Source organism: bacterium, from assembly GCA_031082185.1.
Taxonomy (GTDB): Bacteria; Sysuimicrobiota; Sysuimicrobiia; order Sysuimicrobiales; family Humicultoraceae; genus VGFA01.
In genome coordinates this window covers 52,924-77,547 of the sequence record JAVHLI010000003.1, presented here as the reverse complement: position 1 = coordinate 77,547, position 24,624 = coordinate 52,924, and the positions used below count along the sequence as shown (strand labels likewise).

Sequence of the window (24,624 nt, the reverse complement as noted above, 5' to 3'; positions counted from 1 at the left end):
GAGAACCGCGTGCCGGAGATAGGGTGGTCCATCCCGGGGTTTCTTGCCGTTGGGCTGGTGGCGCTGGCGGCTACCAACGCTCTCGCGCCCGTCGTGCGCCGGGCGGCGCGACGCCTCGGCGCCATTGACTACCCGGGCGGTCGCCGGATCAACACCCGGCCGACCCCGCGGCTGGGCGGCGTGGCGATCTTCCTGGGGTTCACCGCCGCAGCTGTTGTGGCCATGGTCGTGACCCGGCCCATCGAACTCGTGGGGACCGGGGCCGAGCTGTTCATCCGCATTCCTATCGCCGTGCACACGGACCGCGCGATTCTCGGCATCATGTTGGGCGGCACATTTCTCATGGCCGTTGGGGTTTACGACGACCTGCGCGGCATGCACCCCGCGCTGAAGTTCCTGGCCATGCTGGCCGCGGCGTCGGTGCTGATACCCTTCGGGCTCACCACCCAGTTCCTGACGAACCCGCTTACCGGCAAGATGGTTGTGCTGGGCCCGTGGGGCGCCGTGCTGACGGTGGTGTGGGTAGTCGCCGTGGTTAACATCATCAACTTCATAGACGGCGTGGACGGCTTGGCCGCCGGCATCGTGGCGATCGCCGGGACCACGCTGCTGCTCACCGCGGCGCACAAGCGCGACGTCGTGGCGATCTCGCTGGCCGCGGCGTTGGTGGGGAGCTCGGTCGGGTTCCTGCGGCACAACTTCAACCCCGCCCGCATCTTCATGGGCGACTCGGGCTCGATGTTCCTCGGCTATGTCCTGGGAGGGCTCTCGGTGATGGGCCTGTACAAGTCCTACACCGCGATCTCGCTGGTGGTGCCGATCCTGGCGCTGGGCGTGCCGATCGTGGACACCGCCTTCGCCATCTTCCGGCGCCTCCGAACCGGCCGGCCCATCTACCTTCCCGATCGCGGGCACCTTCACCACCGGCTGCTGGATCGGGGGCTGACGCAGCGACAGACGGTCTTCCTGCTCTACATGATCAGCGCGCTGCTCGGCCTGGGGGCCCTCGCGCTGGCCGGCGTGAACAGAACCGGCTCGATCGCCACGCTGGGTGTCATCGCGGTGATCCTGCTGATCGGTGCCCGCCGCATGGGCCTGCTGACCCGATGAGTTCCGGTCGGCTGCGGGTCATGACGATCTTCGGGACCCGGCCCGAGGCCGTGAAGATGGCACCCGTGGTTGCCCGCCTGCGCGAGAGCGACGAGTTCGATCCGATCGTGGTGGTTACCGCGCAGCACCGGGAGATGCTCGACCAGGTGCTGCGGCTGTTTGATATCAGGCCTGATCGCGACCTGGACATCATGCTGCCGGAGCAGTCCCTCTTTGACATCAGCACCCGGGCGCTGGCAGGGCTTGATCCGGTCCTCGGTGAGTTCCAACCGGCGATGGTGCTCGTCCAGGGCGACGCCTCCTCGACGATGCTGGGGGCGATGGCTGCGTTCTATCATCGCATCCCGGTGGGACACGTTGAGGCCGGCCTGCGCACCGGGGACAAGTACCAACCGTTTCCAGAGGAGATGAACCGCCGCCTGACATCCGTGATAGCCGACCTGCACTTCGCGCCCACCGCCCAGGCCCGGGCCCACCTACTGCGGGAAGGGATCCCCGCGGACCGCGTCTGGATCACCGGCAACACGGTCATTGACGCGCTGGCGGAGATTGTCCGGCGCCCCGAGACCGATCTGCCGCCGGGCCTGCCCCTGCTGGATGGCCGGCGCATGCTTCTGGTTACCACGCACCGCCGCGAGAACTGGGGCGAGCCGCTCCGGCAGATCTACCTGGCGTTGCTCGACCTTCTGGATCGCTTTCCCGACATCGTGGTTGTCTTCTCCGTACACCGCAATCCCGCGGTGCGCCGCGCAGCCGAGGAGCTTCTGGGCGGGCACCCGAGGGCGCACCTGATCGAGCCTCCCGACTACGCCCCATTCGTTCGGCTGATGGCGCGGGCCTACCTGATCCTCTCTGATTCGGGCGGCGTGCAGGAGGAAGCACCCTCGCTGGGCACGCCGGTGCTGGTGCTGCGCGAGGTCACCGAGCGGCCCGAGGGCGTCCAGGCCGGAACCGTGGAGCTGGTCGGTACCTCCCGCGAGCGGATAGCGTCCCGTGCCGGCAGGTTGCTGGCCGACCCATCCGCGCGGGAGGCGATGGCCCAGGCACGCAACCCGTACGGGGATGGGCGGGCTGCGTCGCGGATCGTGGATACGATGCGGTACTGGTTCGGTCGGGCCACGCAGCCGCCGGAGGAGTTCGCGGGGTGAACCCGGGGCGCGCGCAGTCCGTATGTTATAATGAGGACAAGATGCGTACGCTTGCAGCGATCGTACTGGCCGTTGGAATCGCGCTGCTGTGGGCTCCCATGTCGGCTCCCGCGGCCCCCAAGGCGTTGGTAGAGGTCAAGGCTACCTTGAGGGGCGAAGTACTGGCCGAGGGGCTGGCCAAGGTGGGCGACAACGTCAGCGAGGGCGACCCTCTTGTGCTCGTCAGGACGCAGACCGGTCGTGCAGTGGCGGCCAGGGCTACCGTGGACGGCCGCGTTGCGGAGATGCTCGTCGGGCCAGGCACGGTTATTCGAGATTTCGGTACTGTTGTTGCCCGCATCGAACCCAAGTAAGCGGGGAGTCGTGCCCGCAGAGAGAACACCGCGTGCCGGAGACGGGGGGAGGGCCCCGTCGTTTCTGTTCTTGGCCGAGCCCGCAATGGGGGGTGTGCAGTGAGGAATCGGTTCAAGGCGCTGGTCGTAATGCTCGCCCTTGCGGTGCCCGTATTGACGCTGCCCGTTGTCGGGGTGGCGGCGCAGACGCCGACGATCATGCCGCTGAACGAGATCAGGCCCGGGATGCGTGGTGTCGGCAAGACGGTGATCTACGGCCAGCGGGTTGAGGAGTTTCAGTTCGAGGTCATTGACATTATGCAGTCCGGCGGCGGACCGGTGGGCACGGACAAGTTGATCCTGTTCCGTATGTACGGACCGCTGGTTGAGAAGTCCGGCGGTACTGCTGCCGGCATGAGCGGCAGCCCGATGTACATCAACGGCAGGTTGATCGGCGCGCTCAGCGCCGCCTTCTCATGGCAGGCGCCCAAGCGGGACATCGCGCTGGCCACCCCGATCGAGGAGATGCTCAAGGTCCTGGAACGCCGCCGTCCCAGCGGCCAGTGGCCACGCATCTACCACACCTCGCGCACGCTGACAATCGGCGGCCGCGCCGTGGACCGCGTGCTGGTTGCGCCCACGCCGGCGCTGGCGCGCCGCTTGGAGACGGCAGGCGGCGCCGGCATCGCGGTAGCCGTGCCAGCGGTGGCCACCTTCGCGCGGGGGCTGAGCCCGCGGGCCGCCCGCATCCTGGCGGAGCTGATCCAGCCGATGGGTCACGAGATCCTACAGGGACACGGCGGCCGCGGCGATTTTGTGGCCGCGCCGATCGTGCCGGGCAGCTCCGTTGGGATCCAGCAGATCCGCGGGGACGTTGACTTCGGGGGCATCTGCACCGTTACCGCGCGCATCGGCAACCGCGTGCTGGTCTGCGGCCATCCCTGGGACAACCTGGGCGACGTTGAGTACATCCTCACGGCGTCGGAGATCCTGACGGTCCTGCGCGCCCTGCCGCGCCCGTTCAAGGTCGGAAACCTGGGCGAGATGATCGGGCTCATCGACCAGGATCGGGGCGGCGCAATCGCCGGCTCGCTTGGGCCGCTGCCGCGGCTGTTCAACCTGCGCGTGATCGTGACGGACATGGACACCGGCTCGCGCGTCCAGCTTGGCGCGCAGATGATTCGGCGGCGCGACATGGCGCGGCTGCTGGCCCCGCTGGTGGCGCTCTCCGCCACCGAGCGGGCGCGGAACCAGGGCGGCGGGGAAGGAACCGCGACCGTCAAGCTGACACTGCGGGCCAAGGGCCTGCCCGCGGCTATCGTTCGGGAGAACATGTTCTACAGTACCCGCGACGTGGCCGTGGCGTCGGTGCTCGACATAGTGGACGCGATGGAACTGGCATTCTACAACGATCTGCGCAGGCTGGATCCGTACGATCTCACCGTGGAGACATCGCTCACCCGCAGGCGCGTGACCGCCTCGATCGTGGAGGCCGAGGCCGCCTCCCGTGAGGTCAGCCCCGGAGGCACGCTGCTGGTCCGCGTGGTCCTCCAGCCCTACCTGGCCGAGAGCCGCGTGACGCGGCTTATTGAGGTCCCGATCCCGCGCGACTTCCCGCGGGGGCCGGCGGTGGTCGTAGTGCAGTCGGCCGGCATGGATTCCGCGAGGGTCCCGGTGGAAGTTCAGTTGGGACAAGCGCTGGGCGCCGAGCCCGAGCCCTGGGGCGTGGACACCTTGGAGAACGCGCTCAGGTTCTTCGAGAGCTTCGGGAGAAACACCGACGTCCTGGTCCGAGTGCTGCCGTACGGGCTGCCGGCCACCCAGGCCGAGTTCACCCGTTTCGACGTGCCGGCGGCCAGGTTCATCAGGGCCGACTGGGTGATCCAGGGGTCCGAGCGGATACCGATCCTCATCCGCTGACATGCGGACCCGCAGGGGCACGAACCGTTCTGCCTCCTGGTTTGCGGCGCTGGTGGCGGTTCTTGTCGCATGCGGTGCCGCGGCATGGGCACTAGAAGCCTTGCGGCACCGGGCGCGGGAGGTGGCGGTCGCGGCGCTTGGCGCAGGCCTGGCGAGCGACATCGCCATCGGCAGCATTCGTGGCGACCCCTGGCGCGGCGTGGTGCTGGAGGCGGTCATCCTGACCGGGTTGGCGGATTCCGGACGCCCGCTGCTCACCGCACGCAGGGTGACGCTTACCTTCGACACGCAGACCCTGGTCCGTGCCCTCGCCCGTAGGAGCGGGATCGGGCGCAGCATCGTGCGGGTGATCCTGGAGGAGCCCGTCCTGGCTCTTGAGCGTGACGCTTCTGGAGCCTGGAACATCCCGCCTGCTCTTGGACGCATAGCCGGCCCGCCCGGCGCCCCCACGTTCGTGGGGCGGGTCATCGTGCGCGATGGGACGGCGGAGTTCGTGGACCGCCGCCGGATGTCGCCGCAGATCTTCAAGACGCGGATAGCTGGCGTTAACGGGTCCGCGGATTTCGCCAGGGCGCCCCGCATAGCGCTGCGGGCATCGTTCGAGGAAGAGCGAGAAGGCCATCGGTCCCCGGGAAGGTTGCAGGGTACCTACACCACCTCCTCGCGCACCCTCGATCTCGATCTGGAAGCCCGAGGAGGGGATGCTGGCGCCTGGGGGCCCTACCTGATTCCTGGGCGGAGCGTCCGCATAACCGGCGGCCGGTTCGACGGGTCGCTGCACCTGCTTTGGACGCGGACGGGCGGCCGATCGTTCACCGATTACTACGGCCGCATCGCGCTGCGTGACGGACGCGCCACCGTGCCATCGCGGCGCGCAGTGGTCAGCGGCGTGCGGGGCGAGATCGAGGTGAGCACCGGGCGTATCCGCAGCCCGCTCCTCTGGGGAGCCATTGACGGGGTCCCGCTGGAGGTGCGTGGCGAGGCCAGCTTCAACGGAGAGCCGTATCTTGATCTGGCCGTGCGGTCTGCTGGCGCGAACCTGACCACGCTGGGAAGGCTGCTCTACCCCCGCGCTCCTTACCGCCTGGCCGGCATCGCCGCCGGCGAGATCCGCGTGAGCGGGTTGTTCCACTCCCTGCGTGCGGAAGGCCGCATCGAAGCGGCAAGGGCGCAGCTCGATGACCTCTCGCTTCGGAACGCCTCAACTGAGTTCACGCTGCAGAATCAGTGGTTGAGTCTTGTCAACGCCCGCGGCGATTTCGCCGGAGGCACGGCGCACGGCAGCGCCTGGTGGGCGGTCGGCACGCCCGAGTACTCGCTCGCGGTGCGCCTGGCTGGGGCGGACGCGGCGATCTTGCCGCGCTGGGTTTCTGCGGTTCCTTCCGGGCTTCGCGGGCGCTTCGGTGGCAGCGTCGCCGCGCTGGGTGGGGGCAAGGGCCTCACGCTCGTTGGGCACGCCTTTCTTACGGGCGCCGCCGCCGGCGACATCACCCTTGACTCACTTGAAGTCTCCTTCCGTTCGGATCCAGGCGGCATCACGCTGGAGCAACTGCGCCTCAGCCGCGGAGAGGCATGGGCGATTGCCGGAGGCCACCTGCGTTCTGGGGGTGAGATCGCGCTTGAGACGCGGGCCGGGGCTGTCGAGCTCTCTCAACTACCGCCCTCGCTCACCCGCGACGGCCTTTCCGGTCGCGCCGACTTCACCGGAGGAGTGCTTGGATCGCTCGGGGATCCCAAACTGGCCGGGACGGTCCTGGTGCGAGAGGGCGCCTTCGCGGGGCTGAATTTCGATGTCGCCCGGGGAGGTGTGACGCTCGGGCGGAGAGGTATCCTCCTGGATGGTCTGGCCGTGCGCTCGGGCCGCGCGCACTTCCGCGCCGCCGGTTCCCTGACTTGGCGCCCGGTCCCGGCTCTGGCTCTAGATGTTGAGGTGGAACGGGCACCGGCGGCCGCACTGGGCAAGGCGATGGCGCTGTCCCTGCCGGTCAGTGGCCTGGTTGACGGCCGCGCCCGGATCGAGGGCCCCCTGGCGCGGCCCTCTGCCGCGGGCGCGGTAGCGCTGCGCGAGGCCGAGGTGGCAGGGCAAACGGTGGATCAGGCATCCGCCTCCTTCCAGTGGGATGGCACCCACCTGGTCGTCTCCGGCGGATCACTCCGGCGGCGGGATTCCGAGATCGGCTTCTCGGGCCTCTACCACCGCCGCACCGGGCTGGCGTTTGACCTGGCGGCCCGCCGGCTGGACCTCGGCGACCTCACCCTGCCCGCTTCCGGATCCGTGCCGATGGAAGGCCGGTTCGATGCCGTCGGCCGCCTTACCGGGCCTCCGGCATCGCCCGCGGTGGTTCTGTCCTTTGCCTCACCAGATTTTGTGCTGAACGGTATTCGATTCGATCAGACCACCGGGGAGATGAGGTGGGAGGCCGGTACTCTGCGCCTGCAGCCGCTGGTTCTGCGCGCCGGGAACGAACGGTATGAGGTCGCGGGTGAGATGAGGCTCGGTTCGGTCCCCGGCGCCACGCTGTCCGCGACGGTGACCGACGGCCGGCTCTCAACGCTGCTGGGTCTGACTGGAGTGCGACTTGCTTTTCCGCTCGACGGTACCGTCTCGGGATCCGCCGACATGGACGGCCCGCTGGCGAATCCCGCCGCCCGCCTCGACCTCCGGATGGTAGGCGGCCGGCTCGGTCCCCATCCTATCGAGGGCGGGCACGCTGATCTGGTCCTGAGCGACGGTGTCCTGACCGTGCGAGAGTTCGAGTTGCGGCCCGGGCGCGGCAGGATCGCCGCCGTCGGGCGGCTGAACCTGCGCGGCGAGAACCAAATCGAGGTAAGCGGTGCCGATCTCGAGTTGGACTTCCTCCGGCCGGTCTTGCGTCTGCGCAGACCGATGACCGGCCGTCTCGACTTCACGATGCAGTTGGGTGGCACCTTGGCCACGCCCGAGATAGGGTTTGCGCTGGAGATCGCCCGCGGCGGCGTGGAGGGCGCCACGTTCGACTCGCTCGTGGCGAACGCCTACTACCGCGATGGACTTCTTCAGGTGCAGCAGGCACTTCTCGTCCAGAGCGGGCACAAGCTGCGGCTTTCAGGCAGCCTACCATTCAACCCCGCTCTGGGGCGCTTCGACGAACGCAGGCCCGTGGATCTCCGCCTGGGACTGGCCGACGTGAACCTCGGACTGCTTCGATTGGCCACCGATGTAGTGGAAGAAGGGACGGGCGCGGTTGAGGGTGAGATCCGTATCGGCGGCACTGTGGGCGCTCCGCGGCTGACAGGCGGCGTGCGTGTTCAAGACGGCCGGCTGCGCCTGCGCGGCATGCAGGTGCCGGTCGAATCGCTGCGCCTTACGCTGCAATTCGACGAGACCACCGTCCGCGTGGCCGAGGGAACGGCCCGCCTCGGCGACGGCACCGTGCGCCTGGAGGGAGCGGCACGGATCCTGGGCGTTTCCTCCGCCAGGCCGGTGCTGGCGGTGTCCGAGGACGCGCCGCTGGTGCTGCACGCGTCCGGCGCACGGATCGCGGTCCCCCCTTATGTGGACGCCCGCGCGTCTGGATCGGTGCGCCTGTGGGGGACGCTTGGTGATACGAGCCGTCCGCCCACGGCAGAAGGCCGGTTGACTGTCTCAGAAGGAACGGTAAGCATCACCTCGGCCGCCGGCCCCACGACCGTCCCACGCCTGTCGCTGGCATTTCGCGGCCTGCAGTTCGACGCCGGTCGCGGCCTTGCCGTAAACGTCGGTGGGCTCAAGTTCGACATCAGACCCGGGGGCTCGCTGCTGCTCACCGGGACGCTGCGCAATCCGATGCTTGAGGGCACCGTTGATGCCCAGGAGGGGACCGTGACCGCGCTGGGCGCTGTGTTTGATCTGCGGGAAGGAACGGCCACGTTTCAGCCGCACATGGGACTCCGCCCGGTCATCGCCGCCCGCGCGGAGACGCATGCGGGGGCGACGCGCATCTCGCTGGGCATTCGCGGAACCGCGCCGGACGGCTTGATCCTCGACCTGCACTCTGATCCGGAACGGCCCCGCGGGGAGATCGTGGCCCTGCTTGCCCAGCAGGCAGGTTTCGCGCGCCTCATTGAGGGAGACGTGGAGGGCGCACTCCGGGCAGAGATCGGCCGGCTGCTGTTTGGACGGGTAAGTCTTGCGCTGGGCCGGGCGATCGGTCTGACCGAACTGGTCATCGAGTACGACTTTGATCGACCGCTGACGCTGCGCGCAGGGAAGCGCCTGCTGCCCAACCTGTACCTCACCGCACAGACTACCTTTGACGAGCGCACGCGGTGGCTGTGGGCGCTGGAGTACAGATTCAGCCGCGCCTGGCAGTTCGCCCTGCGCTCGGACTCGGCCGGCCATTGGGACGCGGTCTTCTGGTACGCTACCCGCTTCTAGGCCTTCTACAGGAGATCGGTACTAAGGGTCGAACGCTCCCATCGCCAGGGCTTAGTTTCGGCGGAGGGCAATCCGGCCGTGTTCCATGACTACCTGCGGGAACTGCAGAAGGTTGCGCTGCTGACTCCCTCCGAGGAGGCCCGCCACTGGGAGGCCTTCAGGGTCCGCAGCAACTCCGCGAGCCGGCTGCGCCTGATCGAGGCCTATCAGCCCCTGGTCTTCAAGGTGGTCATGCAGCTCCGCCCCCCCGAACCATTGCTGATGGATCTCATACAGGAAGGAGCCGTAGGGCTGATAGAGGCCGTGGAGCGGTTCGATCCCGATCGTGGGGTTCGGTTCTCGACATTCGCCTCCTACCGCATAAGGGGCCGGGCGCTCAACGCGCTGGATCGTGTCAGGGTCGAGGTTTCCCTGGACCAGGTGCTGGCGGCCGGCGATGAACCCTCTCCTCTGGCGCGCCTGGCCGATCCCTACGCCGCCCTGGCGCTGGACGTTGTCGAAGACCGCACCGTGGTTGACCGCATCCTGGCAGCGATCGAAGCGCTCCCGCAGCGGGAGCGCAGGGTGCTGGAGGCCGTGGTGAACGCCAGGGAGCCGCGGCACATTGCTCGCGAGCTGCAGATCAGCCTCTCCCACTTCTACCGACTGCAGAAGCAGGCCCTGGAGCACCTGCGCACGGTGCTGGGGCTGGAGGTCATGCACCGGCCGCAAGGCGCATCGGGATATTAGGATTGTCACGCGGCTGGGGGGAGCAGGTATGGAGCAGGATACCAAGGGTCTGACCGAGCGCATATCCTTTGCGGAGGGCTGGCTGGCGCGGGCGCGGCAGCAGGTCGAGGCCGGCCACCATGAGCGAGGCATGCTCACCCTTGTGTTGGCCGCGGCCGAGGTCCGGATCGCGCGCGAGGCCGGCGGGCCAACCGTGCGGCCCCAGCCGGAGGGGCGCGCGCTGTCGGGTTGGATCGCGGCAGGGATGGCCACGCTCTGTGCAGCCACGCTCATCTTCCTGGTCGTTCCGCGCGCAGCCGGCCCGACGGATGTGCACAGCGGCCAGGCGCCGCCGGTTGTTGTGCTTTCGGGGGGCACGGGCGCCAAGCTGGATCTGGTGACGGCTCCGCCGCCCGCCGTAGAAAGGACGGTTACCAGGACGATCTTTGTCCGCGTGCCGGTGATGGTGAAGGAGGGCGTGGCGCGGCAGGCGGCGCCCGCGACCGCCCCTAGTCGGCCTGCCGCCCGGCACGTGCCGGCGGGCCCGCCGCTGCCTCCTCCTGCGACGGCAGCGTCGGCCGGTTCAACGGCCCAGCCGCCCGCGCTGTTGAGCGAGGCCGACGTGATCGAGTTGGTCCTGGCCGCGGAACGCTCGCTGCGCCGGACGGGCGGCCACTAGCCGGTACACGTCCGCCCGCGGACTTGCGCGCCGGTAGACCCGGATGATACTCTGCGGGCAGTTTCGCCTGCTCAGAGGAGGAGTATATTGTCCCGGCGGTTGCGACTGCGCACCATCCTGACTATCTCAGCGGTGCTCTTGGGAGTTGTGGGTTTTCTAGGACCGGTCATCGGTCCAGCGGCTGAGGGCGCGCCTGCACCTGCTCCTTCGCCCGCCCCCTCACTCGCCCCCCAACCCGCGCCTTCACCCGCTCCCTCGCCCGCGCCGGCCCCAGTTCCGTCGCCGACGCCCGTACCCACGCCGCCTCCGCCCCCAAAGATAACGGACGTGGCGTTGCGGGGGCTCGAACGCGTGCCGGCTTCGGTTGTTCTGGACTCAATAGGGGTGCGCGTGGGAGAACTGCTCTCGGAAGAACGGCTGCGGGCCGACGTGGCCTCAATTGTGGCAACCGGGTGGTTTGCCGATGCCACCGTGCGGATCGAGTCATTCCGGGATGGCGTGCGCGTTGCCTTCCTGTTGGTTGAGAACCCAGCGATTGCCCAGGTCATCGTCGAGGGCAACACCGTGATCCCGACCCCAGAACTGGTCCGGGCACTGAACCTCCCGCTGGGTCAGGTGCTCAACGTCATCCGCCTTCGGGACGGCGCGCGGGCGATAGAGAAGCTCTACGAGGAGCGCGGGTTCGTCCTGGCCCGTGTTGCCGACATATCCATAGCAGCCAACGGCGAGGTCCGGCTTCGTTTGCGCATCACGGAGGGCCGGGTCGAGGCCATCAACTACAAGGGGCTGGTCAAGACCCAGCGCTACGTGTTGGATCGGGGCGCGATCGTGCGTAAGGATCGGGTCTTCAACATCAACGAGATGAACCGGGACCTCCAGCGGATATTCGCTCTGGAGCTGTTCGAGAACGTGCAGGCTCGGCCCCAGCCCGGGAGCACGCCTGATACGGTCATCGTAGAGATCGAGGTGAAGGAGCAGCCGACGCAGCAGGCCCGTTTCGGACTTGGGTACGGCGACCGTACTGGGATTGTGGGGCTGCTCGAGTACTCCGAGCGGAACTGGAAGGGGAGGAATCAGTCTATTGCCGTGCGGTTCGAGCGCGGGCTCGGGGACCGGAACGTCCCGACCCTGACCGGGCCGGCCGCGAGCAACTTCTCGATAAGCTATAGGGATCCGTGGTTCGACGCAAAGCAGACCGCGCTCGACGTCTCCCTCTACGAGAACAACACCGCGGACTTTGAGTACACCGGGGGCACGGTCGTATCCCGTTATCTGCTGAACCGACTGGGCAGCGTGATCGGGTTCGCGCGGCCGCTGGATCCGGTCACCACCGCTTCCGTCCGGCTGCGCTCTGAGCGCACCGCGATCACGCCGTTGCCCCTGGATCCAACCACACCACCCTGTGACACCAACCCCGACGATCCGCTCTGCCCCAAGCCGCCGCCGTCGCACTTCACTCCCGGCAGGACCGTAGCCATCACGCTCGCGGCCGCCCGCGACCGCCGCGATCACATGCGCATCCCCACGAAGGGCGACCGGATGAGCCTGGCCATGGACTTCGGGCTCCAGATGCTGGGAGGCGACTTCGGGTTCGGCAAGTACACCTTTGAGTACTCTCGCTACTTCCCGGCCGGCTCAGGCGTGCTGGTCGGGCGTACGCTGCTGGGCGCAAGCCACGGCAACCTCCCGCTCCAGGAGCAGTTCACACTCGGTGGGTCGTCCACTTTCAGAGGCGCTCTGATCTCGCGGTACCGGGGGCCCGATGTTGCGCTCCTGAACCTAGAGTACCGAACGCCCCTAGGCGGCCTTGCCAATCAGCTCAAGGATTTCACCGGCATCGTGTTCGTGGATGCCGGCGGCGCCCCCATAGCAGCGGGTATTCACTTCGGGTACGGCATCGGCGTGAGCATTAACACGCCCGTTGGCCCGATTCGGATAGACTACGCCATCGGACCGGAGGGTCGGCAGACCTGGCTCAGCATCGGCCAGCCTTTCTGAGTTCCTCCCTGGTTCGGCGGGTGCTCGCCGCCGTTCGGTTGGGGCTTCCGCTGGCCCTGGTGGTGATCCTCGCCGCCTCGGCCGTGCCTGCGCGCGCCGCCGATCCCATCCAGCGGGTAGAGGTCGGCCTGGTTGTTGAGGGAGGGGATCCCCACCCGCTGGTTGCCCGGCGGATCGTTGAGGCGATCGCAACCGCCGGCGAGCGGTTGCTCCTGGGGCGGGACAGCGAGGTGGTCGCCCGGCAGGAGGCGGCGCTGGCCGGGGTGCTTAGGGAAGTCATAGACCGCGTGGTGCGCGGTTACCGCACGGTAGGGCTGGGATTCCAGACCGGCGCCACCACGGTGGTGCGCATTCAACTGCAGCCGCGGCCGCCGATGTTGGTTGAAGTTCCGGTCGTCACCTCAATGCCCGGTGTGCATCCCGACGCGCAGCCGCTGGTGCGCGCCTCCTTGGAGCCGGTGGTACTCGAGCTCCGGCGCCTGGTTGCCCGGTTGCCCGCGGAAGCCCTGGAGTGGGCTGCGCCGATCGTAGAGCGCAGGATCACAGAGCTGGTTGAGGGAGCCGCCCCTGGGTTCACTGGGACGGCCCGGATTGAGAGTGATCCTCCCTGGCGCGTGGCGATGTCGGTTACCGCGAGGGACACCCGCGTCATCCGCGATATAGGCGTTCGATTTCGGTCCTCGTCGATTCCCTTCGTGCTGTTGGAGGGCCACGGACCCCAAGTGGCCTCGATGGCAGAGCCGTTGAGGGGTCTACCCGTGGCGTTTGCACTGGCGCAGCGCGCACGGCTGGAGTCACTGGTCGGCGAGCAGCTCCGCGCCTACCCTCCTGTGCGACAGTACGGTGTCGTTGCAAGCCCGACACTGCGGATTGCCGAGGTCACCTACCTCAGCGTACTGGCCGACTCGACGCTGTACCGAGGCCGCGTTGAGGCGCGGTTGAACTTCGGAGCAGATGCGCCGGCGCCTGACATCCGCGTCCAGCTCGGGCGTTTGTTCGGGTCGGTAGAGCCCTTTGTGGAGATGACCCTAGTTCCGTCGAGCTTCGCCTGGAGGTGGGCCGCGGGATTGCGGGTTCAGACCGGCACGGATCTTACGATGGGTGTGTTGACGCGGTTTGAGTCCGAGGGGTTGGAGCCGTTCGTGCAGTACCGGCTTTCCCCCGATATGCACATCCACGGTGCTTTCAAGCCTCGGTCCGAGTTGATCGAGATGACGCTGACGTACCGGATCAACGAGTTCCTGTCGTGGGAGGCCGTGGCGACCTCCCGCGGTGCGGTCTGGCTCCGACTCGCCAGCAACCTGTAGCACTGCGGTACCACGTGCCGATCGCGTTGACACGGTACGGTACAATGAGCACGTGCCAGGACTTGGAGGAGGTCTTACATGCGGGTAGATGCGCGTAAGCTCATCGTGATCGTCGGGCTCGCCGTCGTGGTGGCCGTTGGCGCCGCCGTGGCTATGCGGCAGGTGCCGGCGTTCGGGCAGTCGTTTGCGATAGGCTATGTCGAGATGCAGCGGGCTCTCGACGGCCATCCACGCAGGGCTAGTTCGGAGCGCGCGCTGCAGGAGTTCTACCAGGCCAAGCAGCGCGAGTTTCAGGAGCGCAGCAAGAACATGACCGCGTTCCAGCGCCAGGAGCTCGACCGCCAGCTCCAGCAGCAGATTCTCGAGAGACGCAACGATCTGCTCGGCGGGTTGGACAAAGAGCTGCGCGCCGCCGTCGAGACCGTTGCGAAGCAGGCAGGGGTGACCGTGGTGCTCGACCGCTCTGTTGTGCTCTACGGCGGGACCGACCTGACCGATGCGGTCATCAAGGTGATAAAGGGCAAGTGATCACGCGCCTGCGCCCGGCCGCCGCTCTCTACCTGATGGCGGTCTTGATCCTGACGGGATGCCGCCCACAGAGCGGAGCGGCACCGTCGCCGACTCCGACTCCGGCCGTGGTCGCTACTCCAGCGATCTACCGCGTTGGGTTCGTGGATCTGGGAAGAGCCCTACGGGCCCATCGCCGGTGGCCTGAGATGGAGGCGCTGGTGAAGCAGATGGACGCCATCCAGGTGCGGCTGTCGAACCCGCCGCCCCCCCCGGAAGGCCCGGTTGTGGACCTCGGTCCCGAACTGCAGGCCGAGGTGGAGCGGTTGCAGGCGGCGTACCGCGTGGAACTTTCCACGATCGATGGGCAGATCAAACAGCGAATAGAGGCGTTTGCCGCCGATCTCAAGGCCGAGCAGGAAGGCAGGCTGGCCGATCGGCACAAGCAGCTCAACGCCGAGCTCCAACGGGTCATCGAGGCGAAGCGTGACGAGATGCAGCGGGAGCTGGACCGGTTCGAACTGGCGACGATGGCCGAATATCGGGTTCCGTTGCTGAACCTTCGTCTGAAGGGCGACGTGGTCGGGGTGACCAGCGAAGAAGAGGCCCGCCGCCTGAACCAGGAGGCCGAGCGAATCACCCAGGAGCGCGACGCGAAGGTCCGGGCAAGGGCACAGGCGCTGGAAAAGGCGCTGGAGGAGTTTCAGAAGGCCAAGACCGCCGAGGCCGAGGCCCAGATCAAGGCCCTGATCGTCTCACTGGAGAATGATGCCAACGCCCGCATCCAGGCGAAACAGGAGGAGGCAGGCGCCGAGATGCAGGCCGCGATGCGCGTTCGAGAAGAGTCGCTGAACCGGGCGATGGAGGAGCGTCGAAAGATCCTTGTCGGCTCGGCCGGTCAGCAGATGAAGGTGACCCAGGAAGCGTACGCGCGCAGGGTGGAGGCCCAGGCCGGCCGCCTGAGGCAGGAGCTGGAGACGCTTGCCGGCCAGCGCTTCAGACTGGAGGACAGCCTCCTGGCGGAGATCAAGATCGAGGTCGCCGCACTGGCGCAGGAGCAGAAGATTGACGCCGTGTTGACCCGGGTGCTGGCGAGCACGACCGCGGTGGACCTGACGCAGGCGGTCATCGCCAGGATCCGGCGTCCCTAACCATGAGGAGACGCGGGCAATGACGTGGTGGAGAGATAGCATGAGGTATCGGCGTACGGCGGTGCTTGCCCTGGCTCTGGCAGTTGTTGCGGCGGCCGCGACGGGATGCACAGCCGGGAGGATCGGGCTGGTGGACAGCCCGCGGATCCTGGCCGAGAGCGCCAAAGCGCTCCGCTACCAGAAGGAGATTGACGACCGCGAGTCCGCCATGACCTCGGATTTGCAGATGCTCGTGAACCGGCTCCCCAAGGAGGACCTGGAGGCGCGAAGGCAGCAGTACTTCCGTGAGCTCCAAGGGTTGCGGGCCGAACTGGAGGCTTCCCTGAATCGCGAGGTCCGCGAGGCCATCCTCCAGGTGGTTCGGGAGAAGCGGTTGCGCGGCGTGATTCTCAAGGGTCCGGTGGTCTACAGCAGGCCCGGGACCACGGTGGACATTACGCAGGAAGTGATCGACAGGTTGAAGTAGCGTCCCCAGGCGACGCCGGGAGTCTTCCATGAAGCTCGCGCAACTGGCGCATCTAGCGCGGGCAGAGCTGGTCGGGTCCGGTGAGGTGGAGATAAGCGCGGTCACCGACCCGGCGCATGCTCATGCGGGGGCGCTGGTGATGGTTTCGGATCCGCGGGATCTCGCAGCCGCCGAGGCCTCACCTGCCGCCGCCCTGTTGGTGGCGGGCACCGCGGCCCCCTCTGCCAAGCCTTTCCTGCGCTCAGGCAACCTGCGCGCGGCATTCGCCCGCGTCCTCTCCGCGTTCGCGCCGGAGGGGAGGGGACCGGGGGAGATCCATCCCACCGCTGTTGTCGCTCCCGACGCCGGCATCGGTCCGGACGTCCTGCTGGGTCCGTTCGTGGTGGTGGCCTCCGGGGCCGCGATCGGCCCGCGGACCACGGTTCATGCGGGCACCAACATCGGCTCCCGGGTTCGGATCGGTGCCGATTGCCTGCTGCACCCCCACGTGACGATCTACGCCGACTGCGTGCTCGGTGATCGCGTCACAATCCACAGCGGCACGGTGATCGGCAGCGATGGGTTCGGGTATGCCACGGAAGAGGGAGTGCACCTCAAGGTGCCGCACCTCGGCCGCGTGGTGATCGAGGACGATGTCGAGATCGGCGCTAACGCCGCGGTGGATCGGGCCACGCTCGGGGAGACGCGCATCGGTCGGGGAACTAAGATAGACAACCTGGTACAGGTGGCCCACAACGTGTTGATAGGCGAGGGAGTGCTGGTTGTCTCTCAGGTGGGCATCTCCGGGAGCGTGACCATCGGGAGCGGCGTCGTCCTGGCAGGCCAGGCAGGCGTGGCTGATCACAGGCGGATAGGTGCCGGCGCGCAGGTGCTGGCTCGCGCCGCGGTTACCAGGGATGTCCCAGACGGCGCGACGGTCTCCGGCTTTCCCGCGCGCGATCACCGCGAGGAGATGAGGGCAATGGCCTCGGTCCGGCGGCTTCCCGATCTGGCAGAACGGGTCGCCGCCATCGAGGCGCAGCTTGCCGGGCGGTCGCGCCGGCAGGGCGTCCGCAAGCGCCCGGGATGATGCATCTGCGACCGGCCTGCGCAGCCCTTCTAATGGGGCTGCTACTGCTCGGGTTTCCCCAGCCCGCAACGCCCCGTCCTGCAACGCCCCGGCCCGCCGGTACTGAGTTGAGGGTTCGCGGACGCCCGGCGATCGCGATCGTGCCCCCGATCGTGATCCTCTCTCCCGGGGGAACGGCCATCGTTTCGGTCTCCGCTGCCGTCCCTGGGGAGATCAGATTGGGCAGTTTCGACCGCCGGGTCGCAGACGTGGTAGTGGCGTCCGGCACTCTGCGCGTCACGGCCCGGCTCCCAGGCAGTACGGTCGTGCCCTTGAGGGTGGGAGCCTACCGCGCCCAGTTGGGCATCTCGGTACGCCCGCCTGCCGGCGTGATTCCTCGTGTCGTGGAGGTGGCCGTCACCGGAGCCCCGGCTCCCCAGGACCTCATCCGGGAGGCGGTCCAGCGCCGTCTCGAGGAGACGGTCCGGCGTGAACCCGGGGCAATCATGGAACTGGGGCCGATCGCGATCGAGGGTGCTCTGGCGCCGGAGACCTCGACGACCACGGAGGTGGCGGTAGAGATCCGGAGTCCCTACGCGGGACCCGTACGCGGGACTGTTGCGGTGACGGTCACCAATCAGCCCCTTGTGCTGGCGGACCCAGCGGCGCTGCTGGTCAGCAACCGGCCGGAAGTGATCACCGGTAACGGCCTGCTTTTCCATGAATCCTTGGTCCGCGACAGGCCCGCGCGGCTGCTCTATCACCACATGAACGGCACGCCGTCACAGGTGCGGGTTCTCAAGGTCACGCTGACAAACCCAGGCGCGGCCGCGGCCCGCGTCCACTACCTCAGCGGCATTGCCGGACCCTCGCCCGATCCGATCCACGTCGGGTTTGCCTCCACCGCGCGATTCCTGAGCGCGGTGCTTGCAGGCCGGGGTTACTTCGTGGAGGTGCCCCCGAGGGGAAAGGCGGCTTTTACCGCGTACACGCTTGCCCCGATGGCCCTCGTGTCAGGCATCATGCAGTTCCAGGTGACCGAAGGCGGTCCGGTGGACCTGACGGTCCACGTCCGGTTGCCCTGGCTGCTCGACCGGACCGTGACCACCGATCTCGGGCCCTGGGCGTTCCCGCACCCTCGGGGCACCTTTCCCGGTTCCGTGGTTGAGATCGTTCGGGAGCAACCGGCCCACGAACCCGCGCACCTCGCCGATCTGGGCGTGATGTCGAATCTGGTGGATGTGCGGACAGGCGAACCGCTGGTGGGCGACTACGGCGTCCTCTACCGCCTACGTCTGCGATTGACCAATCCCACGGGTAGCGAGGTGGCCACGACGCTGACCGCCACCGCAGCCGGCGGCCTGGCCCGCGGCCTGTTCCTGATAGACGGCACGCCCGCGGACGTCGGCCTGATGCGCGCGGGAGAGCAACGCGCCGTCACGGTGTTCACGGTGGCACCGGGCGGTACCAGGGATATCGTGCTGGTGACCATGCCGGTCGCGGGGTCGTTCTATCCGGTCCGGCTGGCGCTTAGACCGCGGTGATTACCGGCGGCTGCCAGCGCACGATTGCCCGTCCGGTCACGATCCGGGGGGCCGGCCTCCATAGTGGCGCGCCGGCCGTTGCGCGCCTGCTGCCGGCGCCTGCCGGTGCTGGCATCGCGTTCCTCCGGACCGATGTGGCCGGCGCAACGCCTATTCCCGCACGCCTTGAGGAAGTAGTGGCAACGGCGCGGAGCATCGTGCTCGGCGGCTCCGTACGCGTGGCAACGGTGGAGCACCTCATATCTGCCGCGTGCGGGTTGGGGATCGATAACCTGCTGGTCGAAGTGGAGGGAGAGGAGCTACCGTGCGGAGACGGCAGCGCGCTGATCTTCGTTGAGGCCCTGCAGGCAGCGGGGACTGTGAATCAGGACGCGCCGAGGGCGCCAATGGTGCCGGACGAGCCGGTCTGGGTGAGCGAGGGCGGCAGCATGATCGCGGCCATGCCCTGCGAACGGTTCCGGGTGACCTATGTGGTCACCGCGAACGCGGCCTCGATGGCGCCGCAGATGGCCGAGTTCCGGGAGGACCTGGACGACTACGCCGCCTCTATCGCCCCGGCCCGCACATGGGGCATGGCGGCGGAGATCGAAGCGCTGCGGGCCCAGGGGATGGCACGCGGGGTATCGCTGGAGACGGTCCTGGCCATAGGTCCGGACGGGTTCCTCAACGAGCCACGGTTCCCCAACGAGATGGCGCGGCACAAGATCCTCGATGCCATAGGCGATCTGGGGCTGCTCGGCCGTCCCGTTCGCGCGCACATCGTGGCGGTACGCGCCGGACACGGGCTGCACGTGGCCCTAGCCCGGGAGATCGCACGGCGGTTTGGAGGCGGCCGTGATGCGTAAGGAGGCCGGCATGTGGGACATTGAGAAGATACAGAAGGTGATGCCCCACCGGTATCCCTTCCTGCTGGTGGATCGTATCATCGCCCTCGACCCCGGGCGGAGCATCACCGGGATAAAGAACGTGACAATCAACGAGCCGTTTTTCGTCGGCCACATTCCCGGCCATCCGGTGATGCCGGGCGTGCTCGTGGTCGAGACGATGGCGCAGGTCGCCGCCTGCCTGGTGCTGGACGACCCCGAACTGCGCGGACGTCTCGCCTACTTCGGGGCCATAGACGGCGTTCGGTTCCGCCGCCGCGTGGTGCCCGGCGACCAGATGGTTGTCCGCGTGGATCTCGTCAAGCACCGGGGCAGGTTCCTGAAGGTTCAGGCCGAGGCACGCGTGGACGGTAATCTCGTTGCCGAAGGGACGCTGACGTTCTTCTTCTCGGTAGAGGCCGAGACGGTGGGGCAGGCGGATCCGCGGGTGGACGACGATGCGCGATCCTAGCACCGGTTCCGTGGGTGTCGTCGTGCATCCGACCGCGATCGTGCATGCGAGCGCGCGCCTGGAAGATGGCGTTGAGATAGGCGCCTACGCCGTGGTTGGAGCAAACACCGTTGTCGGGTCCGGGACCGTGATTGGCCCGCACTCCGTGATTCACGACAACGTGGAGATGGGTCGCGACAACCAGCTCGCCGCCCACGTGGTGGCCGGCGGTCAGCCGCAAGACCGGGCCTACTGCGGGGAGCCGACCCGCGTCGTCATCGGCGACGGGAACAGGTTCAGCGAGTTTTGCAGCATCGAACGCGCCACCGGCGAGGGAAACGAGACGCGCATTGGGGATAGGAACTTCATCATGTCCTCGGTCCGTGTGAGCCACAACTGCGTCGTGGGCAGCGACACCACGATCGTCAGCGGAACGCAACTGGGCGGATGGGCCCAGGTAGGGGACCAGGCCTATCTGGGCGGCCTCTCAGGCGTGCACCAGTTCGTCCGCATTGGCCGGCTGGTGATGCTGGCCGCGCTGTCTGGAGCCCGCCAGGACGTGCCACCGTTCGTGATGGCAGCCGGGCTCATGGCCAGGGCCGTGGGCCTGAATCGGGTCGGCCTGCAGCGCCAGGGCGTGCCGCCGGCCGAACGGCTCGTGCTGCAGCGCGTGTTCCGGCAGTTCTTCAGGGAGCGGCGCACCATGGAAGAGGCGCTGCGGGCAATCGAGGCAGAAGCCGCCAACAGCCCTGTGGCGCAGGAGTTCCTTGCCTTCATCCGGTCGGCCAGAGAGCGCACCCGGGGGATAGTGCGATGGCAACCCAGAGCGGAATAATAGGCCTGCTGGCAGGGACGGGGTTCTTCCCCGAGGTCATCGCCAGGGCCATCAAGTCCCGCGGGCTCGCCCTGGTGTGCCTGCAGGTCGCCGGCGAATCGTCGGCCCTCCTGGATCTGGCTGATCACTACCAGCGCTGCTCACCCGGCGCGCTGCAGGAGGTGCTCGATACGCTCCGGACCCACCGCGTCCGCGAGGTGCTGGTCGCGGGCCGTTTCGGCCGGGAGGAGTTACTGGCCCGCGGCGACGCCATGATGGAACGCGTGATGGCGAGCGCCAGCGACCACCGTGACGTTCCGCTTTTTCGACATCTGGCCGCGTTGCTGGCAGGGCAGGGTATCGTGCTGCTTGACCAGACGGTGTTCGTGGGAGACATGCTGGCCCCGACAGGCGTGTTGACGGCACGCGCGCCCTCGCCCGAAGAAGAGGAGGACCTGCGATTTGGACGGTCGGTGGCCAGGCGCATCGCAGACCTGGATGTTGGACAGACGGTGGTGGTGCGCCGCGGGGTCATCCTGGCCGTGGAGGCCGCGGAGGGCACCGATCTCACGATCCGGCGCGCCGGCGCCATCGCGGCGGGGACGGTTGTGGTGAAGGTCAGCCGGAACTATCAGGATCCCAGGTTCGACATCCCGACGGTCGGCCCGGATACGATCACGACGATGCGCGAGGCCTCGGCACGGGTGTTGGGCATTGACGCACACCGCACGCTGATCATCCAGCGGGACCGGATGATTGCCGATGCCGACGCGGCGGGAATCACGGTGGTCGCCGCCGATACACCGCGGCTGGGCACGCCGGTTCATGCACACAGCTAGACCCCTCCGGCTCTTCCTGGTGGCAGGGGAGGTCTCAGGCGACCTACACGGTGCTGAACTGGCGCGCGCGCTCGCCGCGCTGGACCCCACGGTGTGCATGCAGGGAATCGGCGGACGCCACATGGAGGCGGCAGGGGTTTCGCTAGTTGCGGACAGCAGCGATTGGGGCGTCATCGGCTGGTTTGAGGCAGCGCGGCGCCTGTCGCCCTTTCTACGCCGCCTGTCCGGGCTCGTGGACCGGCTCGTGGCCGACCCGCCGCATGCGCTGGTGCTCATTGATTTCCCCGGTTTCAACCTGGCGCTGCTGAAGCGGCTCAGGGGACGCATCCCGGCGGTGTACTACGTCCCGCCCATGGTCGCGATTCGCAGAGGGAATCGTGCCGCCCGCGTCGCCGCGCTCGGCGCCCGCCTGCTGGCCATCTTCCCATTTGAGGCAGAGGCCTACCGCCGCGCCGGCGCCGATGTCGCCTTCGTCGGGCATCCTGCGGCCGACCTGGCGCGTTCGATCGGCGGGGCGGAGGGCGCGCGGGCCCGGATCGGGATTGCACCCGCTGCGCCGGTGGTCGGTTTGCTCCCGGGCAGCCGTGGACTCGAGTTGGATGCACTCCTTTTGCCCATGCTGGAGGCCGCCCGCACCGTCCGCGCCGCTTCACCCGGTGTGGAGTTCGCGATGGCCGTCGCCTCCCCGGCTTTCCGCGACCGGCTGGCCGCGGCCGTTGCTTCGTCTGGCCTTCCGGTGGCGATCGTTCCCGGATCGCGCGACGTCATGGCGGCGAGCACCGTGCTGTTGATGGCATCCGGGACCGCCGCCGTTGAGGCGATGATCCTCGGCGTGCCGATGGTGATTACCTACCGTGTCTCGCGTCCAACCTGGTGGTACGCGCGGGCGGCGTTCAACGTGCGCTGGGTCTCGATTCCCAACATCATGGCAGGAGAACAGATCGTGCCGGAGCTGCTTCAACACCGAGCCACCGCCGATGAAATGAGCCGCACAGTCCTGGCACTGCTCCGCGACGCGTCGGCGCGAGAGGCGATCGCAACCCGGCTGCGCTCCCTGGCGGAAGCGTTGGGACCTCCGGGCGCCGCGCGGCGCGCAGCCGCGGAGGTGCTGTCCGCCGCCTCCGGCCTTGAACGCCCATCGAGCCGTCCGGTAAGATGAGGCCGGCGGCCAAGGAGGCGTAGCGGCGATGTCCCGAAGCGGACGGTGGATAGCAATCGGCCTGGGCATCGCCGTGATACCTCTCGTCATCTGGGCGTTGCTGCAGACGCCCGAACCCGCGCCCGGCCGTCCCGGCTTGGCCGCCGGACCGACGGCGAGTCCAACAGCCGGGCCATCTCCAAGCCCGCGGGCGGCCCGCCTACCACCGATTGAAGTTGAGGGAACGGCCATCTCGACGGTTGACGCCGCGGGCCGCCGTCAGTGGGACATCCGCGCGGAGTCGGTGGCCGTGGACAGCGCTTCAAGCACGGCCACGCTTGCCGCGGTCGAGGGCACGTACTTTCAAGCGGGTGAGCCGGCCATCGCCTTCTCTGCTCCGCGCGGCACCTTCTACGTGGCCACGCGCAATGTTACGCTATCGGGCCGCGTGCGTGCGCGGGCGACCTCGGGACACACATTGGAGGCCGACGTGGTCCGGTGGTTTCCCAAGACGCAACAGATCGAGGCCTCTGGAAGCGTGACACTGCGCCAGTCCGGCATGATAGTACATGGGGACCATCTGGTCGCGGACGTGTCGCTGCAGCGCACCCGGATGAGCGGTAACATCCGTGTTACGGTTGCGCAGTAGCCTCCCCGGTCAGTGCGCGGCGGTCTGCGCGGCGGTCGCGCTCTGGGCGTCCTGGAGCCCTGTGGCGCGGGCACAGGCACCGACCGCCGCCGGAACCTCGGTCATCGAGCTTTCCGGCGCGACCTACGTGGAGTACGACGAGGGCAGCGGGATCTGGCGCGCAGAGGGCACGCCGGCGGTCGCAACGCGAGGCACGACGGTTCTGCGCTCGCCCCGCATCCGCTACGACCAGCGCGCGCGGGTTCTGACAGCGGAGGCCGGTGCCGAACTTGCCGACGCGAACCTGGTCGTGCGGGCCGACTCGGTCGAGTTCCACCTGGGTGATGATCGCATCCGTGCCAGGGGCGCGGTGCGGGTGACAAGTGGGCGCGGAGACCAAACCGCAACGCTGACCGCCCCTGAGGTCGAGGGGTCGCTCAAGACCAGGCGGTTCGTTGCGACCGGTGGGGTCCTGCTCCTCCGTGGAGAATGGAGGCTCTCAGGCCGGCGCCTGGAGTACGATGATGCCACCCGGACCGCTACCGCCACCGGCGAGCCCGAGGCGCGGTTCAGGGATGCCCAGATGACGGCCGACCTCATCACGCTCCTGATGGACGAGGAGATCGGCCGCGGGATCGGATCGGCGCGGCTGCGCCGCGGGGACCTCTCGGGCAGCGCGCGCCGGGTGGAGATCTTCCTGAAGGAGGGCCGGGCCACGCTGACCGGCGACGCGCGCGTGGACCGGGGGCGCGACCGGCTGACGGCCGAGCAGATTGACGTGGACCTGGACGGCACGAGGATCACGGCCCGCGGAACCCCGCGGTTGACCGTCGTACCGCCTTAGGGGGCGACCGGATGCTGGCAGCGAGAGGGCTTTTCAAGCACTACGGCCGTCGCGCCGTGGTGGACGGCGTGGACCTCAGCGTTGAACGCGGGGAGATCGTCGGCCTGCTCGGGCCCAACGGCGCCGGCAAGACCACGACCTTCTACATGATCGTGGGTCTCATCCGTCCTGACGCCGGTGACGTCTGGCTCGACGACCAGCCGATCACCAACCTGCCGGTTCACCTGCGCGCGCGGCGCGGGATCGGCTACCTGAGCCAGGAGCCTTCGGTGTTTCGCGGCCTTACGGTTGAGGAGAACATCGCGGCGGTCCTGGAAGCCAACGGCAGGCCCAGGGCCGCGCGGCAGGAGATGGCGGACCGGTTGATCGAGGAGTTCGAATTGACCCGCCTGCGCCACCAGCTTGGGGCGACGCTCTCCGGCGGAGAGCGTCGCCGCGTAGAGATAGCGCGGGTGATTGCCATGGAGCCGTCGTTCATCCTGCTGGACGAGCCGTTCACCGGCGTGGACCCGAAGTCGGTGGCCGAGATCCAGGAGGTGGTCGTGCACTTACGCCGGCGTGGGCTGGGCGTGGTGATAACCGACCACAATGTGCGGGATACCCTGGCGATCACCAACCGGTCGGAGATCATCCATGAAGGCCGCATCCTGTTCGCGGGGACCGCCGAGGAGATAATGGCCAGTGAGGACGCCCGGCGGTTCTACCTGGGCGAGCGGTTCCGGCTCTGACGCCG

At 68.0% G+C, this 24,624-nt stretch carries 22 protein-coding genes; all 22 read left to right on the top strand.

Features of this window, described 5'->3' with window-relative positions; translation table 11 throughout:
• Window positions 1-9 precede the first annotated feature (9 nt).
• The 22 genes from RDU83_04215 (at window position 10) to lptB (ending at window position 24,619) form a co-directional block, all read left to right on the top strand.
• The gene (locus RDU83_04215) at window positions 10-1,110 is read left to right on the top strand and encodes an MraY family glycosyltransferase (protein ID MDQ7840218.1); all 1,101 of its coding nucleotides are present in this window, start codon (window positions 10-12) and stop codon (window positions 1,108-1,110) included.
• Window positions 1,107-2,258, top strand: a complete 1,152-nt coding sequence (gene wecB, locus RDU83_04210; protein ID MDQ7840217.1) for a UDP-N-acetylglucosamine 2-epimerase (non-hydrolyzing) — start codon at window positions 1,107-1,109, stop codon at window positions 2,256-2,258. The genes RDU83_04215 and wecB overlap by 4 nt, the downstream gene beginning before the upstream one ends.
• 41 nt (window positions 2,259-2,299) lie before the next feature.
• Window positions 2,300-2,611 carry a biotin attachment protein gene (locus tag RDU83_04205; protein MDQ7840216.1) on the top strand — a complete coding sequence of 104 codons (312 nt, stop codon included), beginning with the start codon at window positions 2,300-2,302 and terminating at the stop codon, window positions 2,609-2,611.
• Between the two features lie 99 nt (window positions 2,612-2,710).
• On the top strand, window positions 2,711-4,510 hold the full coding sequence (locus RDU83_04200) for a SpoIVB peptidase S55 domain-containing protein (GenBank protein ID MDQ7840215.1): 1,800 nt from the start codon (window positions 2,711-2,713) through the stop codon (window positions 4,508-4,510).
• 52 nt (window positions 4,511-4,562) lie between these two features.
• Window positions 4,563-8,906: a translocation/assembly module TamB domain-containing protein gene (locus RDU83_04195; protein MDQ7840214.1), complete on the top strand. Its 4,344-nt coding sequence runs from the start codon at window positions 4,563-4,565 to the stop codon at window positions 8,904-8,906.
• A gap of 78 nt (window positions 8,907-8,984) precedes the next feature.
• Window positions 8,985-9,635, top strand: coding sequence for a sigma-70 family RNA polymerase sigma factor (locus tag RDU83_04190; protein ID MDQ7840213.1), 651 nt, complete (start codon window positions 8,985-8,987; stop codon window positions 9,633-9,635).
• Window positions 9,636-9,663: 28 nt separating this feature from the next.
• Window positions 9,664-10,293 carry a hypothetical protein gene (locus RDU83_04185; protein MDQ7840212.1) on the top strand — a complete coding sequence of 210 codons (630 nt, stop codon included), beginning with the start codon at window positions 9,664-9,666 and terminating at the stop codon, window positions 10,291-10,293.
• 351 nt (window positions 10,294-10,644) lie between these two features.
• Window positions 10,645-12,291 carry a BamA/TamA family outer membrane protein gene (locus RDU83_04180; protein MDQ7840211.1) on the top strand — a complete coding sequence of 549 codons (1,647 nt, stop codon included), beginning with the start codon at window positions 10,645-10,647 and terminating at the stop codon, window positions 12,289-12,291.
• A 20-nt stretch (window positions 12,292-12,311) separates the two neighbouring features.
• Complete coding sequence (locus tag RDU83_04175; GenBank protein ID MDQ7840210.1) at window positions 12,312-13,598, top strand: hypothetical protein; 1,287 nt, start codon at window positions 12,312-12,314, stop codon at window positions 13,596-13,598.
• A 78-nt stretch (window positions 13,599-13,676) separates the two neighbouring features.
• Entirely contained in the window at window positions 13,677-14,126 is a 450-nt protein-coding gene (locus RDU83_04170) for an OmpH family outer membrane protein (protein MDQ7840209.1), read from the top strand.
• Complete coding sequence (locus tag RDU83_04165) at window positions 14,123-15,256, top strand: hypothetical protein (GenBank protein MDQ7840208.1); 1,134 nt, start codon at window positions 14,123-14,125, stop codon at window positions 15,254-15,256. The genes RDU83_04170 and RDU83_04165 overlap by 4 nt, the downstream gene beginning before the upstream one ends.
• 40 nt (window positions 15,257-15,296) lie before the next feature.
• Window positions 15,297-15,722: an OmpH family outer membrane protein gene (locus RDU83_04160; GenBank protein ID MDQ7840207.1), complete on the top strand. Its 426-nt coding sequence runs from the start codon at window positions 15,297-15,299 to the stop codon at window positions 15,720-15,722.
• 28 nt (window positions 15,723-15,750) lie between these two features.
• Window positions 15,751-16,791: a UDP-3-O-(3-hydroxymyristoyl)glucosamine N-acyltransferase gene (gene lpxD, locus RDU83_04155; GenBank protein MDQ7840206.1), complete on the top strand. Its 1,041-nt coding sequence runs from the start codon at window positions 15,751-15,753 to the stop codon at window positions 16,789-16,791.
• The gene (locus RDU83_04150; GenBank protein MDQ7840205.1) at window positions 16,788-18,314 is read left to right on the top strand and encodes a hypothetical protein; all 1,527 of its coding nucleotides are present in this window, start codon (window positions 16,788-16,790) and stop codon (window positions 18,312-18,314) included. The genes lpxD and RDU83_04150 overlap by 4 nt, the downstream gene beginning before the upstream one ends.
• Window positions 18,311-19,159 carry a UDP-3-O-acyl-N-acetylglucosamine deacetylase gene (gene lpxC / locus RDU83_04145; GenBank protein ID MDQ7840204.1) on the top strand — a complete coding sequence of 283 codons (849 nt, stop codon included), beginning with the start codon at window positions 18,311-18,313 and terminating at the stop codon, window positions 19,157-19,159. Before RDU83_04150 ends, lpxC begins: the two co-directional genes overlap by 4 nt.
• A complete protein-coding gene (fabZ, locus tag RDU83_04140; GenBank protein MDQ7840203.1) occupies window positions 19,152-19,649 on the top strand; it encodes a 3-hydroxyacyl-ACP dehydratase FabZ in 498 nt (165 codons plus the stop codon). Before lpxC ends, fabZ begins: the two co-directional genes overlap by 8 nt.
• Window positions 19,636-20,463, top strand: a complete 828-nt coding sequence (gene lpxA, locus RDU83_04135) for an acyl-ACP--UDP-N-acetylglucosamine O-acyltransferase (GenBank protein MDQ7840202.1) — start codon at window positions 19,636-19,638, stop codon at window positions 20,461-20,463. The genes fabZ and lpxA overlap by 14 nt, the downstream gene beginning before the upstream one ends.
• A complete protein-coding gene (lpxI, locus tag RDU83_04130; protein MDQ7840201.1) occupies window positions 20,442-21,281 on the top strand; it encodes a UDP-2,3-diacylglucosamine diphosphatase LpxI in 840 nt (279 codons plus the stop codon). The genes lpxA and lpxI overlap by 22 nt, the downstream gene beginning before the upstream one ends.
• Window positions 21,268-22,440: a lipid-A-disaccharide synthase gene (gene lpxB / locus RDU83_04125; protein ID MDQ7840200.1), complete on the top strand. Its 1,173-nt coding sequence runs from the start codon at window positions 21,268-21,270 to the stop codon at window positions 22,438-22,440. Before lpxI ends, lpxB begins: the two co-directional genes overlap by 14 nt.
• Before the next feature lie 28 nt (window positions 22,441-22,468).
• Complete coding sequence (lptC, locus tag RDU83_04120) at window positions 22,469-23,068, top strand: LPS export ABC transporter periplasmic protein LptC (protein MDQ7840199.1); 600 nt, start codon at window positions 22,469-22,471, stop codon at window positions 23,066-23,068.
• Window positions 23,069-23,129: 61 nt separating this feature from the next.
• Window positions 23,130-23,891 carry an LptA/OstA family protein gene (locus tag RDU83_04115; protein ID MDQ7840198.1) on the top strand — a complete coding sequence of 254 codons (762 nt, stop codon included), beginning with the start codon at window positions 23,130-23,132 and terminating at the stop codon, window positions 23,889-23,891.
• An 11-nt stretch (window positions 23,892-23,902) separates the two neighbouring features.
• Entirely contained in the window at window positions 23,903-24,619 is a 717-nt protein-coding gene (gene lptB / locus RDU83_04110) for an LPS export ABC transporter ATP-binding protein (protein MDQ7840197.1), read from the top strand.
• Window positions 24,620-24,624 lie beyond the last annotated feature (5 nt).

Excerpts from the sequence above, each read along its gene's own strand:
- RDU83_04160 (MDQ7840207.1), top strand. The coding sequence starts at position 15,297 with ATGAGGTATCGGCGTACGGCGGTGCTTGCCCTGGCTCTGGCAGTTGTT.
- lpxI (MDQ7840201.1), top strand. The coding sequence starts at position 20,442 with ATGGCAACCCAGAGCGGAATAATAGGCCTGCTGGCAGGGACGGGGTTC.
- RDU83_04170 (MDQ7840209.1), top strand. The coding sequence starts at position 13,677 with ATGCGGGTAGATGCGCGTAAGCTCATCGTGATCGTCGGGCTCGCCGTC.
- fabZ (MDQ7840203.1), top strand. The coding sequence starts at position 19,152 with ATGCGTAAGGAGGCCGGCATGTGGGACATTGAGAAGATACAGAAGGTG.
- RDU83_04185 (MDQ7840212.1), top strand. The coding sequence starts at position 9,664 with ATGGAGCAGGATACCAAGGGTCTGACCGAGCGCATATCCTTTGCGGAG.
- lptB (MDQ7840197.1), top strand. The coding sequence starts at position 23,903 with ATGCTGGCAGCGAGAGGGCTTTTCAAGCACTACGGCCGTCGCGCCGTG.
- lpxD (MDQ7840206.1), top strand. The coding sequence starts at position 15,751 with ATGAAGCTCGCGCAACTGGCGCATCTAGCGCGGGCAGAGCTGGTCGGG.
- wecB (MDQ7840217.1), top strand. The coding sequence starts at position 1,107 with ATGAGTTCCGGTCGGCTGCGGGTCATGACGATCTTCGGGACCCGGCCC.
- lpxB (MDQ7840200.1), top strand. The coding sequence starts at position 21,268 with ATGCACACAGCTAGACCCCTCCGGCTCTTCCTGGTGGCAGGGGAGGTC.
- RDU83_04150 (MDQ7840205.1), top strand. The coding sequence starts at position 16,788 with ATGATGCATCTGCGACCGGCCTGCGCAGCCCTTCTAATGGGGCTGCTA.
- RDU83_04205 (MDQ7840216.1), top strand. The coding sequence starts at position 2,300 with ATGCGTACGCTTGCAGCGATCGTACTGGCCGTTGGAATCGCGCTGCTG.
- lptC (MDQ7840199.1), top strand. The coding sequence starts at position 22,469 with ATGTCCCGAAGCGGACGGTGGATAGCAATCGGCCTGGGCATCGCCGTG.
- lpxA (MDQ7840202.1), top strand. The coding sequence starts at position 19,636 with ATGCGCGATCCTAGCACCGGTTCCGTGGGTGTCGTCGTGCATCCGACC.